The 16,026-nt window shown below is 49.9% G+C and carries 10 protein-coding genes; 9 read left to right on the forward strand and 1 reads right to left on the reverse strand.

Annotation, left to right across the window (positions count from 1 at the left end):
• The first annotated feature begins 14 nt into the window (after nucleotides 1-14).
• The 8 genes from tssB to HAV38_RS11035 all read left to right on the forward strand — a co-directional run bounded on the left by tssB (nucleotide 15) and on the right by HAV38_RS11035 (nucleotide 11,525).
• Nucleotides 15-551, forward strand: coding sequence for a type VI secretion system contractile sheath small subunit (tssB, locus tag HAV38_RS11000; protein ID WP_168055291.1), 537 nt, complete (start codon nucleotides 15-17; stop codon nucleotides 549-551).
• 56 nt (nucleotides 552-607) lie between these two features.
• On the forward strand, nucleotides 608-2,107 hold the full coding sequence (gene tssC / locus HAV38_RS11005) for a type VI secretion system contractile sheath large subunit (protein WP_168055293.1): 1,500 nt from the start codon (nucleotides 608-610) through the stop codon (nucleotides 2,105-2,107).
• A gap of 301 nt (nucleotides 2,108-2,408) precedes the next feature.
• Nucleotides 2,409-2,891 carry an Hcp family type VI secretion system effector gene (locus HAV38_RS11010; protein ID WP_168055295.1) on the forward strand — a complete coding sequence of 161 codons (483 nt, stop codon included), beginning with the start codon at nucleotides 2,409-2,411 and terminating at the stop codon, nucleotides 2,889-2,891.
• 201 nt (nucleotides 2,892-3,092) lie between these two features.
• Entirely contained in the window at nucleotides 3,093-3,572 is a 480-nt protein-coding gene (gene tssJ, locus HAV38_RS11015; protein ID WP_245182320.1) for a type VI secretion system lipoprotein TssJ, read from the forward strand.
• Between the two features lie 3 nt (nucleotides 3,573-3,575).
• The gene (gene tssK, locus HAV38_RS11020; RefSeq protein ID WP_168055299.1) at nucleotides 3,576-4,925 is read left to right on the forward strand and encodes a type VI secretion system baseplate subunit TssK; all 1,350 of its coding nucleotides are present in this window, start codon (nucleotides 3,576-3,578) and stop codon (nucleotides 4,923-4,925) included.
• On the forward strand, nucleotides 4,922-6,298 hold the full coding sequence (gene tssL, locus HAV38_RS11025; RefSeq protein ID WP_168055301.1) for a type VI secretion system protein TssL, long form: 1,377 nt from the start codon (nucleotides 4,922-4,924) through the stop codon (nucleotides 6,296-6,298). The genes tssK and tssL overlap by 4 nt, the downstream gene beginning before the upstream one ends.
• Before the next feature lie 11 nt (nucleotides 6,299-6,309).
• Nucleotides 6,310-10,248, forward strand: a complete 3,939-nt coding sequence (gene tssM, locus HAV38_RS11030) for a type VI secretion system membrane subunit TssM (protein WP_168055303.1) — start codon at nucleotides 6,310-6,312, stop codon at nucleotides 10,246-10,248.
• Between the two features lie 128 nt (nucleotides 10,249-10,376).
• Nucleotides 10,377-11,525, forward strand: coding sequence for a hypothetical protein (locus HAV38_RS11035; protein ID WP_209216715.1), 1,149 nt, complete (start codon nucleotides 10,377-10,379; stop codon nucleotides 11,523-11,525).
• A gap of 61 nt (nucleotides 11,526-11,586) precedes the next feature.
• On the opposite strand, the gene ppc is transcribed toward HAV38_RS11035, so the two are convergent.
• On the reverse strand, nucleotides 11,587-14,469 hold the full coding sequence (gene ppc, locus HAV38_RS11040) for a phosphoenolpyruvate carboxylase (protein WP_168055307.1): 2,883 nt from the start codon (nucleotides 14,467-14,469) through the stop codon (nucleotides 11,587-11,589).
• A 376-nt stretch (nucleotides 14,470-14,845) separates the two neighbouring features.
• On the opposite strand from ppc, the gene hemC reads away from it, so the two are divergent.
• Nucleotides 14,846-15,799 carry a hydroxymethylbilane synthase gene (gene hemC, locus HAV38_RS11045; RefSeq protein WP_168055309.1) on the forward strand — a complete coding sequence of 318 codons (954 nt, stop codon included), beginning with the start codon at nucleotides 14,846-14,848 and terminating at the stop codon, nucleotides 15,797-15,799.
• Nucleotides 15,800-16,026: the final 227 nt, after the last annotated feature.

Below are 16,026 nucleotides of genomic sequence, written 5' to 3' on the forward strand. Positions count from 1 at the left end.
TTTAGAAAGGCGTTATGTCGATATCCAATAGTTCACAAAAATTTATCGCGCGAAATCGAGCTCCCCGGGTGCAAATCGAGTACGAGGTAGAAATTTATGGCTCCGAAAAGAAGGTTGAGCTGCCATTTGTAATGGGCGTTCTGGCTAATTTATCTGGGAATCCTGTAGACGCGTTGCCGTCAGTAGGTGAGAGAAAGTTTTTCGGTATCGACGTTGATAACTTCGACGAGCGTATGAAGGCGATGCAACCCCGGGTTGCATTATCGGTGCCGAATACGTTAACGGGGGGCGGTCAGCTATTGGTTGATCTCACGTTCGAGAATATCGAGGATTTTTCTCCTGCTGCTATTGCTCTGAAAGTTTCGGCCTTGGCCCAATTGCTCGAAGCGCGTACCCAATTAGCCAATCTGCAAACTTACATGGATGGAAAGTCGGGCGCAGAAAGTTTGATTATCAGTGTTTTGAAAGATCCCGGTTTACTTAAATCATTGGCTAAAGGACCTAAGCCGGAATCCGCCACCACACCGGACGATCCTCCATCTCCAGATTAATTATCCGGGTAGTTCGCGTCCTGGAAAAAATAACGAACCAATTTAAAGAGGAAAATATGGCCGTGCGTGAAACCCAAGGTCCCGCTGCAGAAAATGCTGCAGCGGCGCAGTCTGACTTCAGTACTTTACTGTCCAGGGAATTTAAACCGAAAACCGATCAAGCGCGCGAGGCAGTGGAAAGTGCTGTCCAGACGCTAGCCGAACAAGCGTTGGCTAATGCCATCACGATAAGTGACGATGCCTATAAGAACATCCAGGCGATCATCGCTGAAATTGATGAAAAACTTTCACAGCAGATCAACCTGATTTTGCATCACGCTGAATTTCAGCAAGTTGAAAGTGCGTGGCGCGGGTTGCATCATTTGGTCACCAATACAGAGACTGATGAAAATCTTAAAATTCGATTTATGGATATTTCTAAGGATGAATTGCGGCGCACCATGAAGCGTTACAAAGGCGTGGCGTGGGATCAAAGTCCATTTTTTAAACAAATTTACGAGGAGGAATATGGCCAACTAGGCGGAGAGCCCTACGGATGTCTGGTTGCTGATTATTACTTCGATCATACGCCGCCGGATGTGGACTTGTTGGCTTCCATTGCTAAGGTCGCCGCAGCGTCGCATTCGCCCTTCATTACAGGGGCATCACCAGCGGTGTTGCAAATGGACTCGTGGCAAGAGCTGGCAAATCCTCGTGACCTGACTAAAATATTTACCCAAAACCTGGAATATGCTTCTTGGAATGCGCTGCGTAATTCTGAGGATGCGCGTTATATCGGTATGACTATGCCGCGATTTTTGGCTCGCTTACCATATGGAAGCAGCACCAATCCCGTCGACGAGTTCGATTTTGAAGAAACGACCGACGGGGCCGATCATCGCAATTATGTCTGGGCGAACGCGGCTTATGCGATGGCGGTAAACATTAATCGCTCTTTTAAACGCTATGGCTGGTGTACTTTGATCCGGGGTGTTGAAAGCGGCGGCGTGGTCGAAAATCTTCCCTGCCACACTTTTCCTACCGATGACGGTGGGGTTGACATTAAATGTCCTACCGAGATCGCGATTTCTGACCGCCGTGAAGCTGAGCTGGCTAAAAACGGTTTTATACCCCTGATTCATCGTAAGAACACGGATTATGCCGCATTCATAGGCGCGCAATCTCTGCAAAAGCCAGCTGAATATCATGATTCTGATGCCACAGCCAACGCAAATTTGTCGGCGCGCTTGCCGTATCTGTTTGCATGCTCTCGGTTTGCTCACTACCTGAAATGTATTGTTAGAGACAAAATTGGCTCGTTCAAAGAGCGAGAAGAAATGCAGCAATGGTTGAACGGCTGGGTAATGAATTACGTCGATGCAGATCCGGCAAATTCCTCTCAGGAAACGAAAGCACGTCGTCCATTGGCTGCTGCCGAAGTAGTGGTCGAGGACGTCGAGGGCAATCCGGGTTACTACCAGGCTAAGTTTTTCTTGCGCCCGCACTTTCAACTGGAAGGTCTGACCGTGTCATTGCGACTCGTTGCGAAACTACCTTTAGTCAAGGAGGCAGCATAGCTAAAGGTATGACTAGGTATGACTACCGCAGCGACGGAAAGAACCCTCAGTGCAGTTGTCGCGGATTGATGCTTGAAGCTGCCCGGCGTTGCTGCCTTGGTCAACGCGTTTACTAGCCAAAAAATGGAAGTTTGGAATATTGAGGGAATTTCACTTGCGCGGCTGAGTTGGGGCTTCATTGACATTGATAAAAATGGCAATGAGGTCGCCAGTTAGTTTAGCGCCTCCTCCGTTTTAAGCGCTGTAGCAGATCGTAATTAACAAAGTCATCATTTTTACCAACGAAATAGGAGTTTCACTAATGGCACAAGATATGTTTTTAAAGATTAATGGTATCGATGGAGAGTCCAGCGATAAAACACACAAGGCTGAAATCGAATTATTAAGTTGGTCGTGGAGTGTTTCGCAACAATCGAATATGCATGCAGGTTCTGGCGGGGGTGCAGGAAAGGCCACGGTTGATGATTTGGAGTTTCAACATTTCATTGATCGCGCCAGTCCTAATCTTATCCAATATTGCCTGAGCGGTAAGCACATTGATGAAGCAGTATTAGTTGTTCGTAAAGCAGGGGGCGATCCTTTGGAGTATTTAAAACTCACTATGAATGACGTACTGGTTACGCACGTTGCGCCTTCTGGCGTTAGCGATGATGAGGCGCGACCAAAGGAAGACGTCCGTTTGGCATTCTCAAGATTCAAGCACGAATATGTTGTGCAGAACGCCCAAGGTGGTAGTGGCGGAGCGATTACTGCAACCTTTGATATCAAAAAGAATGTCGCTTAATTGATTCCTTCTCGTGCAGTCCTTTGGGCCGTGTGTGTCGACTGATTTTTTCGGCCAAAAAGCGCCGTTGGGCAGATGGCTTGGATTATTCCAAGCAATTTGTCTATCGGTATTTCGTCTCTCACCTTAAATTCATTACAGATGTATTTAGATTTACTTGCTAAACACCGTTATCAGTTTGTCCGCTTAAGAGCACTCGGCGTGCTCTTATTAATTCTGTCCCAAGCAGCCTGCGGTACCGGTCCAGTGGTAAAGGAACAAATTAAAATCGATTTGGAAATCGAAGCCAGCAAGGATGTTAATACGACCGACCGAGGGCTGGCCGCTCCCATTATGGTCCGGGTATACGAACTAAAATCCGGGACCACTTTCGAGGCCGCTGATTTTTTCTCTTTACAGCGAGACGGGAAAAGCCTCTTAGCGGCGGATTTGCTAGCGACCGATGAGTTTATTTTACGGCCTGACAGCAACCAGCTAATCAAGCGTAAAGCACATCCGGAAACTACGACGATAGGCGTAATAGCCGGGTTTCGCGAACTGGGAAAATCGGTATGGCGTGCGACCTATCGGCTTGAGCCAGCACCGGAGGCGCGCTGGTATCGTGCTGCCATCCCCGCTAACAAGGCGAAACTCAAAATAGATATTCATCAGCAAGCCATTTCGATCACAAAACTGGACTAAAAAATGAGTTGGTACAACAAAGTAGTGTGGAGCGAGGGACTGTTTTTACGCCCGCAACTGTTTCAGCAACAAGAGCGCTATTTCGAACATTTTGCGCACAAGCGTGCAGTCTCGCTAAGTCCATTTTTTTGGGGATTTCACCTTTATGACATTGATCGTGAGAGCTTGTTATACGGAAAGCTTGTTTTAAAAGCAGGGTCTGGCGTGTTCCCTGATGGCACCCCATTTGACGTGCCAGCATGCTCTCCGCCGCCCCAGCCACTGACGATCGTGCCTGAACATCAAAATCAAATGATATATCTGGCTGTGCCGTTGCTACTGCCAAACGCAGAGGAAACGACCTTCGATGATCAGGCCGATTCGCTAGCGCGATATCTTGCCTTCGACGATGAGTTGCGCGACAGTAATGCTATTGGACAAGGCCCTAAGCCGGTGCAGCTAGCACATTTGCGATTGCGTCTTCTGCCGGAAAACGAGCTAACACAATCATGGATTGGCATCGCATTAACGCGCATTAAGTCGTTACGACCAGATGGCGCTGTTACGTTACATGATAATGACCATATTCCGCCTGTGACGGGCTACGGTGCGAATAACCTACTCAGAGAATGGGTGCTGCAATTGCATGGATTAGCCCGATTGCGCGCCGACGCGCTGGCGGCCCGGCTATGTGGGAGCGATGGCCGGGCCAGTGCCGGCGCTGAGGTCGCAGACTACCTGCTGCTCCAAGCCTTGAACCGTTACGAGCCATTGCTTGAGCACATGCGACAGATTGGTGAGATTGCACCGGTCGAACTATACCGGCAGTTTATCATGTGGGCGGGTGAATTATCGACCTTCGTCAGGCCGCAGACGCGTCGACCGGTTTCCGCTCCTGCCTATGATCATATGCACCTGTACGACAGCATTAAGCCGCTGGTGGATGATATTCATTATCTACTAAATCAAGTTTTGATTCGCAGTGCAGAGTCGATTCCTTTGATAGAGCAAGCGCATGGAATTCGCAGTGCCTCAATGCTGCCTGCGGAGTTGAATGGCTACGCTAGTCTGGTATTGGCAGTAAGTGCGCAAATGCCTGCCGAAACGTTGAAACTGCAGTTTTCGGCGCAAACTAAAATTAGTCCCCCACAACGGTTGCCAGAGCTAATTCGTTCGCATTTGCCCGGGTTGGCGCTCAACCCGCTACCGGTCCCGCCACGACAAATCCCCTTTAACGCAGGATATGTTTATTTCGAACTGGCGCGTACGGGTCCATTTTGGGAGCAGATCGCAAAACATGGCGGACTTGCAATGCATATTGCGGGACATTTTCCCGAACTCCAGATAGAGCTCTGGGGGGTGCGAAATAAATGACCAAATCAGAACAAAATGATAGCGCTCAACCTGGCGCTAACGATGCAGATATAGGCATTAAAAATGCAACTTGGGCCGTTCCTTCTACAAGCGTTTTAAGCCCGGTTTTATCTGAAGCTGAGGAGTCACCTAAAAAGCAAAAAAATATCGCCAATCAAACCCTTGAAGCATTTGATCGAACGACAAATTTGCAGAGCCGGTTAGTCAATATCATGGCTGCGGGGAATCCTCTTCTGGAAGCCGCGCGACCTTTATTGCGCACACTCGCGGACATGCCCGACACGCTTTCCGAGGGGGGGAACTTAGAATCTTTTTATACAATATTGGCCGATGAGGTCACCGACTTTCAGACCTTATGCGACAAGGCAAATTTGCCCTGGAAGCAGATGGCGGCGGTACGTTATTGCCTTTGTACTGCCCTTGATGAAAGCGTTAATCGCACGCATTGGGCGGGCGGAGAATGGGCACAGAAAAGTTTGCTGATTACTTTTGAAGGGGAGAGCGACGGCGGGGAGAAATTTTTTCTACTCGTGGGACGCATGGTTAATGATCCTCAAGAATATCGCAACGTGCTGGAGGTTTTGTTCCGTATTTTGGGCCTCGGTTTCGAAGGTCGTTATAGTGTTCTGGAGGATGGCCGACGGCATCTTAGTCAGATACGTCAGCGCTTGCTGACGTATCTGAACGGCGCACGGGATCAGGTTAAACCAGCATTATCGCCGCACTGTACAGGTGAACCGGCCGGCCGTATGCGCTTATTACGTAGCATTCCGATATGGACCTCCTCATCGGTATTGGCGTTGACTTTGTTCAGCTTGTTCTCAGTTTATAAATACCGTCTCCTTGAGATCAGTGGCGAGATTGAAACGAATATTGTTGCTGTCGCAAAAAAATCGGAGCCAAAAGTGTTGTCGATATTCGCTTTGCCTACACTCAGAAAGGCCCACCCCTTGCGTCTGTCCGTGTCGTTAAAGGACGAGATCGACCGCGGTCTGCTAACAGTTACCGAAGACGCTGAGCGTAGTGTTCTCACTTTTAAAGGGGACGTGATGTTTAAAAAAGCGCAAAGTCAGATGCAGCAAGAAATTGGACTTTCTCTGGAAAAAGTTGCCATTGAAATTGCTAGAGTTAATGGCGCGGTAACAATCGTCGGTCATACCGATAGCCAGCGAATACATACTTCGGAATTTCCTGATAACGGGGTGCTATCCGAGAAACGCGCGGCGCTCATAGCTGAATATTTACGCGGACATGGAGTTGCTGCTAGCCGAATTAATGCCATTGGACGAGGTGCAGAAGAGCCGATTGCCAGCAACAGCACAGTAGCAGGACGTGCGCGCAACCGCCGCGTAGATATCATTGTCAAGCAGTAACAGGAACTCCCATGTCTTATCTTAAACGAATATTTGGTTTTATTTTTTCCTCTCATACACTTGCGCTTATTGCGTTAGGGCTAATGGCCATGGTGGTCTGGTTCCTTGGACCATTGCTTGGTTTTGACGGTCTCTACCCTATGGCAGGAGTGGCTTCTCGGGTAGGTTTAATCGTTGTATTACTATCCGCTTTGTTATGCTGGTCATTGAAACTTTCGGCCAGCATTGTTGGCGTTGTCGCCTTGTGTCTATTGATCTGGCATGCCGGGCCATTACTATCTATTGGACTTGTAAAGCCTCTGGCAACGGTATGGCTTCGCATAATCGTCATTGGTTCTATTGCGATATGTTATGGTGCCTATTGGTTATATCGCTTGGTGCAGGCGATGCGACTGGACGAGAATCTGTTGCGGAAAGTTTTCCATCCCGTACAAAGTAAACCTGCCACCATTGCCCGCGATGAAATCCGCGCTGTTGGTTCAGTAGTGACCAAGGCAACGCAACAATTACGGAAGATGCGTGGTATCGGTGGATTAAGTCGTTTGTTCGAAGGAAAACGCTATCTGTACGAGTTGCCCTGGTACATGGTGATTGGTGCCCCCGGAACAGGAAAAACCACTGCCATCCACAACTCCGGACTGGAGTTTCCCGTAGCAGAACAAGCGGTCGCACAAGGGTGGGACGGACGAAGCCAAACGCTTAACTGTGACTGGTGGTTCACTAACGACGCAGTGCTTATTGACACTGCCGGTCGTTACGTAGAACAAAGCGGCCCCAAAGATAAAGGCGCGAGTGATGTGAACGGTGCGGAATGGATGGGTTTTCTCGGTCAGCTACTTAAATACCGTCCGCGTGCCCCGATCAATGGTGCATTATTAGTAATTAGCGCGAAAGACCTGATTTCCAAAAGGCCCGACCAACGCCTTGCCCTGGCTTTAGCGATGCGAAGCAGACTAACGGAATTACGAAGTCAACTGGGTATTCGCTTTCCGGTATATGTGATGGTTACCAAGATGGACATATTACCTGGATTTTCAGAATATTTTCATTCTATGACCGCCGAATGGCGAGCTCAAATTTGGGGTTTTACGCTGCCCTATCGTAAGGACAGCGAAGCAGCTAAAAGCAAGGATTTACATGCAAGGTGTGAGCTGGAGCTGCAACTTTTGGAACAGCGCCTGAATGCTGGTATCGATACCCGTCTTCAGGAAGAGTATGACCTGGGACAGCGCAAAAAGCTGTATTGCTTGCCGGAAGAATTTCGAAGTCTGTCAGTTTTACTCAAACCAATGCTCGAGCAGATATTCATGGATTCCCGCTACGATAATACCCAACTTGGAAGCACGTTGCGAGGTGTTTATTTCACCAGCGCAGCGCAGCTAGAGCAGAAAATTGCTGCAGATAAGGATACTTTATTCCAACGTTTTCAACGAGGTTTGAAGGGGACCGCTATGCCTGATGAAGATAGTCCGGTGGGCAGCCCCAACTTAAGCAGTACGCCTGATAGCATTAATCGTCGCAGTTTTTTTCTTGAGAATTTATTCCGACACGTTGTTATTCCTGAGGCACATCTGGTCAGGCCTAATTTGCGCTGGGAGGCGCGATTTCGCCTAATGCGCGTGGTTGGACATCTGCTTGCCATCACGTTGTTTGTATGGCTGGGAAGCGCACTAGTGAAAAGTTTCGGCAATAATCATCATTACCTTCAGGCGATTAAAAGTAAGGCGGATAACCTTGAAAGTCTGGTAGAAACGTATCGCAAAGCACCAACTAATTCTGCAATATCAACCGTTTTGGGTGCGGCGCGCGATGTAGCAAATTACAAAAATCTTGATCTGGATAATCCGGGCGGCGCTTATCGTTATGGGCTGTTTGCTGCACCGGTCATTGTGAGTGGCGGAAATGAGACCTATGCCCAGTTACGCCAGCAATTATTGCTTCCCCAAATTGTCAAGCGGATTGAAGTGGCGTTGAATGCGAATATTAAGGCGAAAAAGCCAGAGGCCATATATGACACATTGATGGTTTATCTTATGTTATTCGATAAAGAAAAATTTAACGAAGAGTCAATCAGAAGGTGGGTTTTACATGATTGGGAACGTTATGATAGTGCCGATGCACTCGGCGGATCAAATGTGATGGTGCCGCATTTGGAGGCATTTTTGGCAGAAAGGCAGCAAGTGCCGTCATCGCTCAAAAATGAAAGTTTGATCGACGCTGCACGGGCTTTTCTGGATGGTAACCCCGTTATCAGTCGCCTTTATAAGCGCGCCACCACAGCGATGGAAAAAGATGCTCCTGATAATTTCACTCTATTGCAAGCTATCGGCCCACAGCCTACAGTTATCCTGACGCTTAAAAGCAATTCTTCTCTTGAGCGTGGGATACCTGGCCTATATACCTATCAAGGATATCACGATGTTTTTAATGAGCGCCTGCCAGATCTGGTCGGGCAGGCGCTTATCGAAGATAACTGGGTAATGGGGCGGCGCAATATCGCTAAGCAAGCCTTTCGGATTTCATCGGCCGGTGGCCCAGGTAGAAATGATCGCATAATTAACGATATCCGTCGCCAATATTTGACGGATTATGGGGACTATTGGCACACGTTTCTTGATGACATTCGTACTCTTTCGAGCAGTCTGGAAATTGACGAGGGCGCATTAGCGCTTGATGTTCAGGCTTTGCGCATTCTGGCGGCGCCGGATTCTCCCTTGGTGCGTCTTGCACGCGTTGCTGTACGTGAAACCTCTTTGTCTGAAATAGCATTGTCCGACCATGATTCAATAACCAGTAGGGCCATGTCAGCTTTAGGCAAGGCCTCTGGGAGTGCAAGGGCTGTCGGCAGCGCGGCTAATGGACATATCGCGAGTGCGGACGTGAAACTGGAAAAAATATTAGTAGATAACCGCTTTTCTGCCTTGCGCGAAGTGGTCACGGGCCAGGCCGATACAGGTAGCGGACCGCTGCTGGGGGCAACGGCAGGTACAAATAAAGCCTTGCAGCTCGATGCCGTTATGGGCTTGCTTAACGACCAGTACACATTGCTGGTTATAGCCGACAATGCACTAACTAAAAATGTCGTACCCCAAGTCTCGGATATCGGCACTAAATTGGAAGCGGAATCAGAGCGCTTGCCGGCACCGTTTCGTGCCGTATTATCAGGTATCGCGGGACACGCTACTGAAAAGGTCGGGCGGGGTATTAAACGGTTGCAGATTGAAGAATTGAAGGCGGCTGTGGCGCTATTGTCGACGCAGATAGAAACCAGCGTCAGTCAGGCTTGCCGTGTTGCGATCGAAGGCAAGTACCCGTTTTCGGCGAGCAGTCTAGAAGTCGATATTGATGACTTCAGTCGTATTTTTGCCAACGGAGGACTGATTGATGAGTTCTTCCAAAAAAATCTCGCCCCGTTGGTAGACACTAGCATCAAGCCTTGGCGTTATAAAGTCATTAATGCTGCGATGCCGACCGTGCCGGGTCCGGACCTGATACCTTTTCAGCGCGCTGCTGCGATTCGCGAGGTATTCTTTCGGGAGCCTGGTGGAAAGCGCCTGTCCTGGAAAATGGACGTGAAAGTGGCTTCTTTGGATCCGCAGATCACGCAGCTTTTGATGGATTTCGACGGGCAGGCATCGGTGTATTCTCATGGTCCGATAGTGCCATTTAGAATAACCTGGCCGGGGCCCCGCGGTGGTGCTACCGCGGAAATTACGGCTAATCCGCGTGTAAGTCCGGAAACATCGTCCGTCGTAACTAATGGGCCATGGGCGTTATTTCGCTTGCTGGGACGCGGTCATATCATTGACACAGCATCGTCCAATCGATTGTCAGTTGAATTCAAATTTGATGGTCGTCGGACGGTACTGGACTTGCAGAGTGGCAGTTTGCCCAATCCCCTGACAGGCGGATTGTTAAAGAATTTTTATTGTCCTAAAGGTGTTGTATGAAGGCTCATTTATTTACAAAGGCGAACGTAGAGCCATTTGCAGCTTGGGGGAAATTACCAACGGCGGACGATTTTGTTTGTACTCGCGTTACACCTGAACATATAAAGGATTGGGGGTGTTGGTTTGCCATGCATCCGCTGCCTGCATTTGGCAAGCCTGATGCGACCAGGCGCATGCCAAGTGCAGGCCCGATTTTGGCCCAAGAATTCGATCGCGCGGTAACCATGGAAGAGATAAAGGTGACAGACGCTACATGTGCGACAGACGCACAAGACACAGCAGACGCACAAGACACAACGGACGCACTAGACGCAATTACAGTGCCGCGTGTCCACGCGGTAGGTGTCCATCACTTACCATGGAGTTTTGTACTGCCGCCTGGCGCCTTGCCATTTTCCGGTGACTTTTTCGTGGTGGGAGTGATGACGAATTCTTGCAATAAAATGGGTCATAGTCATCCTTTCGTCATCTTTCGCACTGTATCGGAAAAATGGATTATGCAACATTTGGGTGATTCCAGAAATAGTCTGTTTTGGCTGGCCCGGTTATCGGCAAGATACGCGCGGCCAATGAAGGATACTAATGGCGTTGTGAGCGGCGCAGTGGCCCGGGGCCAGAGCGATTTAGACGCTGGTAGCTGCATCGAATTCACATGTGTTAGTGTGGATCGGTCAATTGACGACCATTCCAGCGGATCGAATCGGTTACCGGGAGGCGCCCCAAATTTTGCATTAAAGGATCCTTTACAATCCCCGCAATTCGCATCGCGATTCTCTCCATTTTTTTCTTCGGTGTTACATTTTCCCTTGCGCTTGCCATGGCGTTTTTCGTTAGCGCTGTCTTTTGAAGCACGCAAGAATTCAAAACTACCGGCACCCGAAAGCCCTACATTGAATGCGGAAAAAATTCCTTTATCAACCCCACCGCTAAGCTTGGACGTTCTTTTGGCACGACTTGCCTCAACTATTAACCGACCCTGTTGGACTACCCGAATGGGCATGGAGAAAAACAAGGAAGACCCCAAAATCAGCAAGTTATTGCAGGCCATTCTAGATGGAATGGATGTTTTTGATAACTCAGGTTTGTCACGAAATTACGATCCCGCAGCCGCGTTGCAGGGTGTCGTCAATGCACCCTGGATCAACTGGCCGCTTTGTGCCACGCAGAACGGAACTGCATGGTTCTGGCAGCAGGATCAACAAGGACGGTACGTAGGCCAGAATAGAATTGACCTAGAGACGCATGCGGCAATAAAAAAATCCGGTAAACCAATATAGTGATTTACCGGATCCTTTGTTATTGCTGTCTGACGCTATTTGCCTAGCGGTAATCCTTACATCAGCCAGTATTTCGCAAACCCGCCGCGATCCCGTTGATACTTAAGTGTATCCCCCGTTTGACCCGCTCCTCGGTGGTTTTCCCCGCTGCGGTGACACTGCGGTGGCGTTTAATCAGTTCGACCTGCAAATGGTTCAGCGGATCCAGATAGGCGAAGCGGTTTTTTATCGAACGTCCTAACAGAGGATTATTTGCCAGGCGTTCCTTTGTACCGGTGATTGATGACAGCAAGTTACTGGTTAGTTCGTGTTCTTGCGCAATTCGTTTAAAAATACTATTACGCAATTTTCGGTCAGTTACCAGCGCAGCATAACGTGAGGCAACCGCAAGGTCAGTTTTTGATAACACCATGTCCATATTCGACAGTAAGGTCGCAAAGAATGGCCATTCCTTATACATGGTTCGCAGCAAGCTGATTTTTTGCGCTTTGGTCTTCGTATCCGATTCAATGAGCCATTCTGATAGCGCACTTCCAAAACCGTACCAACCCGGGAGCAGTAACCGGCATTGGCCCCATGAAAAGCCCCACGGAATTGCACGCAAATCTTCGATCCGGCGTGTTGACTTGCGCGATGCTGGCCGGGAACCAATATTCAACTCAGCGATTTCTGCAATCGGGGTGGCTTCAAAGAAGTAATCGGTAAAGCCTGGCGTTTCGTATACCAAATTGCGGTAGGCCTGGTAAGCGCGTTCAGACAGGCCGTCCATCAGTTGCTCAAATTCGCTGAGCTTTTTAGCCTCTTTGCCGATTGCTGTGTTGGGCATCAGACTGGCTTCCAATGTCGCTGCAACCAGGGTTTCCAAATTACGGCGTCCGATCTCAGGATTTGAGAATTTGGACGCAATAATTTCGCCTTGTTCTGTTAGCCGAATCTGGCCGTTAACGGTGCCCGGTGGTTGCGCAAGAATCGCCTCATAACTCGGACCGCCGCCGCGACCGACTGTGCCGCCCCGTCCGTGGAACAAACGTAGTTTGACGCCGGCGGTATTAAACACCCGGACCAGTTCTATCTCAGCTTTGTAAAGCTCCCAGTTAGAGGTTAGAAACCCGCCGTCTTTGTTAGAGTCAGAATATCCGAGCATGACTTCTTGCAAGCGGCCCTGTTCTACGATCAGACGCGCCACAGGCGGCAATGCCATCCACTGCTGCATGATTTCAGCGGCGGCACGCAGGTCAGGAATGGTTTCAAACAGTGGAATCACCATCAACTCCAGTTCGCTGTTGGTGACCGCCTTGACTTTGCTACCGTCGTCATCAAGTTGTGCACGTAACAAACCGGTTTCCTGTTGCAGCATCATCACTTCTAGCAAGTCGGATACGGTCTCCGTGTGCGAGATGATGTAATTCCGAATTGCGCGTGAACCGTAACGTTGGCGAATTTCGCGTGCCATGCGGAGGATACTGAGTTCTGAGGTGGTCTCGTCAGAGTAGTCAACATATTGCGAAAACAATGGTCGCGGATTACGCAGTTCAGTTAAGAGAAGCGCGATTTTTTTATCTTCGCTCAGTTTGTTGTAGTTCGGCTCTACGTTAGAACGGGAAAATAATTCCGTCAACACGCGCTCATGGACATCGGAACTTTGACGCATATCGAGCGATGCAAGGTGGAAGCCAAAGATCTGGCTTGCGCGCTTGAGCGTCGAGAGACGCGGCTTAACGAGTGCACCACCATGATTGGCAATGAGCGAATCTTCGATGATTTGGAGCTCTTGCGTAAATTCTGCAGCCGTGACGTAATGTGCGGCAGGACCGACTTCATTACGCAGGATGTTGGTTGCGCCAAGATCGCGGGCAGTGGCAGCCAGTCGCGCATAAATGCCGATAAGGACGCGGCGGTAAGGCTCGTCTGAGCGATGGTCGGAGAGATCCGGAGAATCGGCGGCAAGCGCCTCCAGCTCTGGATTAACGCTTACCATGAGCGTTGATACCGAAAGTTCTGCGCCCAGCGCGTGGACTTCATCCAGATAGAAGTCCAGTATGGTGGTCGATTGCCGTTGCAGTGCATGCTGCATTGTGCCTGCGTTAACGTTGGGATTGCCATCGCGATCCCCGCCTATCCAGCTTCCCATTTGTACGAAAGGGGATAATGGCGCAACGCTGCCGGTCTGGCGGGCACGTGTCGGAAACTGGATGGCGATTTCTGATTCAATATCGTCGTATAGCGCTGGCAATTCGCGCAAAAAGGTGATGCGATGATACGACAGCGCATTTTCGATCTCGTCCGCAACCGTCAATTTTGTATAGCGCAGCATGCGGGTTTGCCATAATGTCGCGATGCGGCCACGTAATAATTCGGTATTGTCGCGCAGCTCTTTTTGGGTATGCGGCTGATCGCGCTCGGCCAATAAACGGGCAATTTCTCGCTCGGCATCCAAAATACTTTTACGTTGAACTTCGGTAGGGTGGGCAGTCAGTACAGGTGAAATGAGTGCATCTTTGAGAAAGTGGCGTACCGTCGCGCCCGAGACGCCGGCATCATCCAGTTTGGTGAGCGCGTAGGCTACGCTACCCGGCTGCGCAGCCGATCCCGCGAGCAGGTCCGCACGACGACGACGATTGTGATGCTGGTCTTCGGCGATATTGGCAAGGTGCGAGAAATATGAAAAGGCACGCACGACTGAGTTAGTCTGGTCGCGGGTTAATTTTTTCAGTAATTTGTCGAGCTCGGCTCCAGCTTGCTGGTCCGACTCACGGCGAAAACGCACTGCGGTCTGGCGGATAGTTTCGACTACGTCGAAGACTGCATCGCCTTCCTGATCACGTAAGACGTCGCCTAGCAGGCGCCCGAGCAGGCGAATGTCTTCTTTTAATGGTGCGTCTTTATTAGGAACAGAACTCTTTGCGCGAACGGGAGACGCGGATGGTGTTAGTTGTTTTGCCATGGTGGACGGGCTGTCTGCTTTTCTGAATGAAATATAGATAGAAATTGGCCGACGATAACTTGTCGGCCCGATTACAACCAAAGGCCTGAACACTAACTCAAAAAATGATTGAATCGCGATTCAAACGACGATACTGCGGCGCTAAAAAACATTTGCCGACCTTTTTTAGGCCTCTTTAACACTGACATGATCGCAGTTAATCGACCGCTTAAGGGCAAAATCATGCTATTGATTACGTTTGCCTAGAATGCTAACCGGGCAGCATGCTAGAATTTAACCTAACAACGCGCGCCCGGCTGAGCAATAAAGTTAATTTTCCGGACGTTGCGGAAGTAAGTGAATTCGTGCGCTATGATAAAACGTGAAAGAAATCGTGTTGAAAATATCTCTCCCCTCCAAGTTAGTAATTGCATCGCGCGAAAGCCGTCTGGCCATGTGGCAGGCCGAACACGTCCGTGACAGATTAGCTGAATTATATCCTCAGTGCGTCATTGAAATTCTCGGAATGACAACACGCGGAGACCAGATTCTTGACCGTACCTTGTCCAAGGTAGGCGGCAAGGGCCTGTTCGTTAAAGAATTAGAAGTAGCGATGGAGGAGGGGCGTGCTGACTTGGCGGTGCATTCCCTCAAGGATATGCCGATGGAGTTGCCAGCAGGCTTCACGCTCGCTGCCGTGTTGGAGCGGGAAGATCCGCGTGATGCCTTTGTCTCCAATGACTACGCTTCGATTGAGGCGCTACCGCCGGGCGCGATCGTGGGCACCAGCAGTTTGCGTCGTCAGGCCTTAATTGCAGCCCGCTTCCCGCATTTGATCATTAAGCCTTTGCGCGGTAATCTAGATACCCGGCTGGGCAAGCTCGATAACGGCGAGTATGCGGCGATTATCCTCGCGGCAGCAGGTTTGAAGCGGCTAGGTATGGCCGCACGAATCAAAGTAGTAATCGAACCCGAGCACAGTCTGCCTGCGCCGGGGCAGGGGGCCATGGCGATCGAAATTTGCGAAGGTCGCGTGGATCTGCTTGCAGCGCTGGCTCCGTTAAATCATTTATCAACTGCGCAGGCGGTGACGGCCGAACGTACGTTGTCACGGGCTTTTGGTGGCAGTTGTCAGGTTCCACTGGCGGCATTTGCTACTATCGAAGGTGGCAATATGCGCTTGCGCGCGATGATCGGCACTCCGGACGGACTGCGCACTGCGACCGCAGATATTACCGGTGCTGCGAACGCTCCGGAAGCGCTGGGTCAGAAAATTGCGGCAGCACTGGCACAACAGGGTGCGGCTGCGATCCTGGCAGCGTGCAAAGAGGATTTGGCAGAGGGCACCTAAAACAGACGAGGCGCTTCAGGCAGCTAAGGTATTTGCCTTACTTAAAAGGGACGATGCTTAAAAGGGACGATGCGCTCCGGCGGTCGGCGTTGCAGGTTGACGGAGGCTAGAACGTCGGGCAGGTTAGGTGGCGCGATGACATGTATTTGGGCCTTGCTAAGAGCTTGGATAAGTTTGATTAAGGACGACTCAGAAGTGCGAAACAAGCCCAAATAAAAGCGCAAAAC

Origin of the sequence: Glaciimonas immobilis (assembly GCF_011947285.1) — a bacterium.
GTDB lineage: Bacteria > Pseudomonadota > Gammaproteobacteria > Burkholderiales > Burkholderiaceae_D > Glaciimonas > Glaciimonas immobilis.

Bases quoted from the DNA above. Each gene is read 5' to 3' on its own strand.
- tssB (WP_168055291.1), top strand. From the start codon at position 15: ATGTCGATATCCAATAGTTCACAAAAATTTATCGCGCGAAATCGAGCT.
- tssC (WP_168055293.1), top strand. From the start codon at position 608: ATGGCCGTGCGTGAAACCCAAGGTCCCGCTGCAGAAAATGCTGCAGCG.
- HAV38_RS11010 (WP_168055295.1), top strand. From the start codon at position 2,409: ATGGCACAAGATATGTTTTTAAAGATTAATGGTATCGATGGAGAGTCC.
- tssK (WP_168055299.1), top strand. From the start codon at position 3,576: ATGAGTTGGTACAACAAAGTAGTGTGGAGCGAGGGACTGTTTTTACGC.
- tssL (WP_168055301.1), top strand. From the start codon at position 4,922: ATGACCAAATCAGAACAAAATGATAGCGCTCAACCTGGCGCTAACGAT.
- tssM (WP_168055303.1), top strand. From the start codon at position 6,310: ATGTCTTATCTTAAACGAATATTTGGTTTTATTTTTTCCTCTCATACA.
- HAV38_RS11035 (WP_209216715.1), top strand. From the start codon at position 10,377: ATGCATCCGCTGCCTGCATTTGGCAAGCCTGATGCGACCAGGCGCATG.
- ppc (WP_168055307.1), bottom strand. From the start codon at position 14,469: ATGGCAAAACAACTAACACCATCCGCGTCTCCCGTTCGCGCAAAGAGT.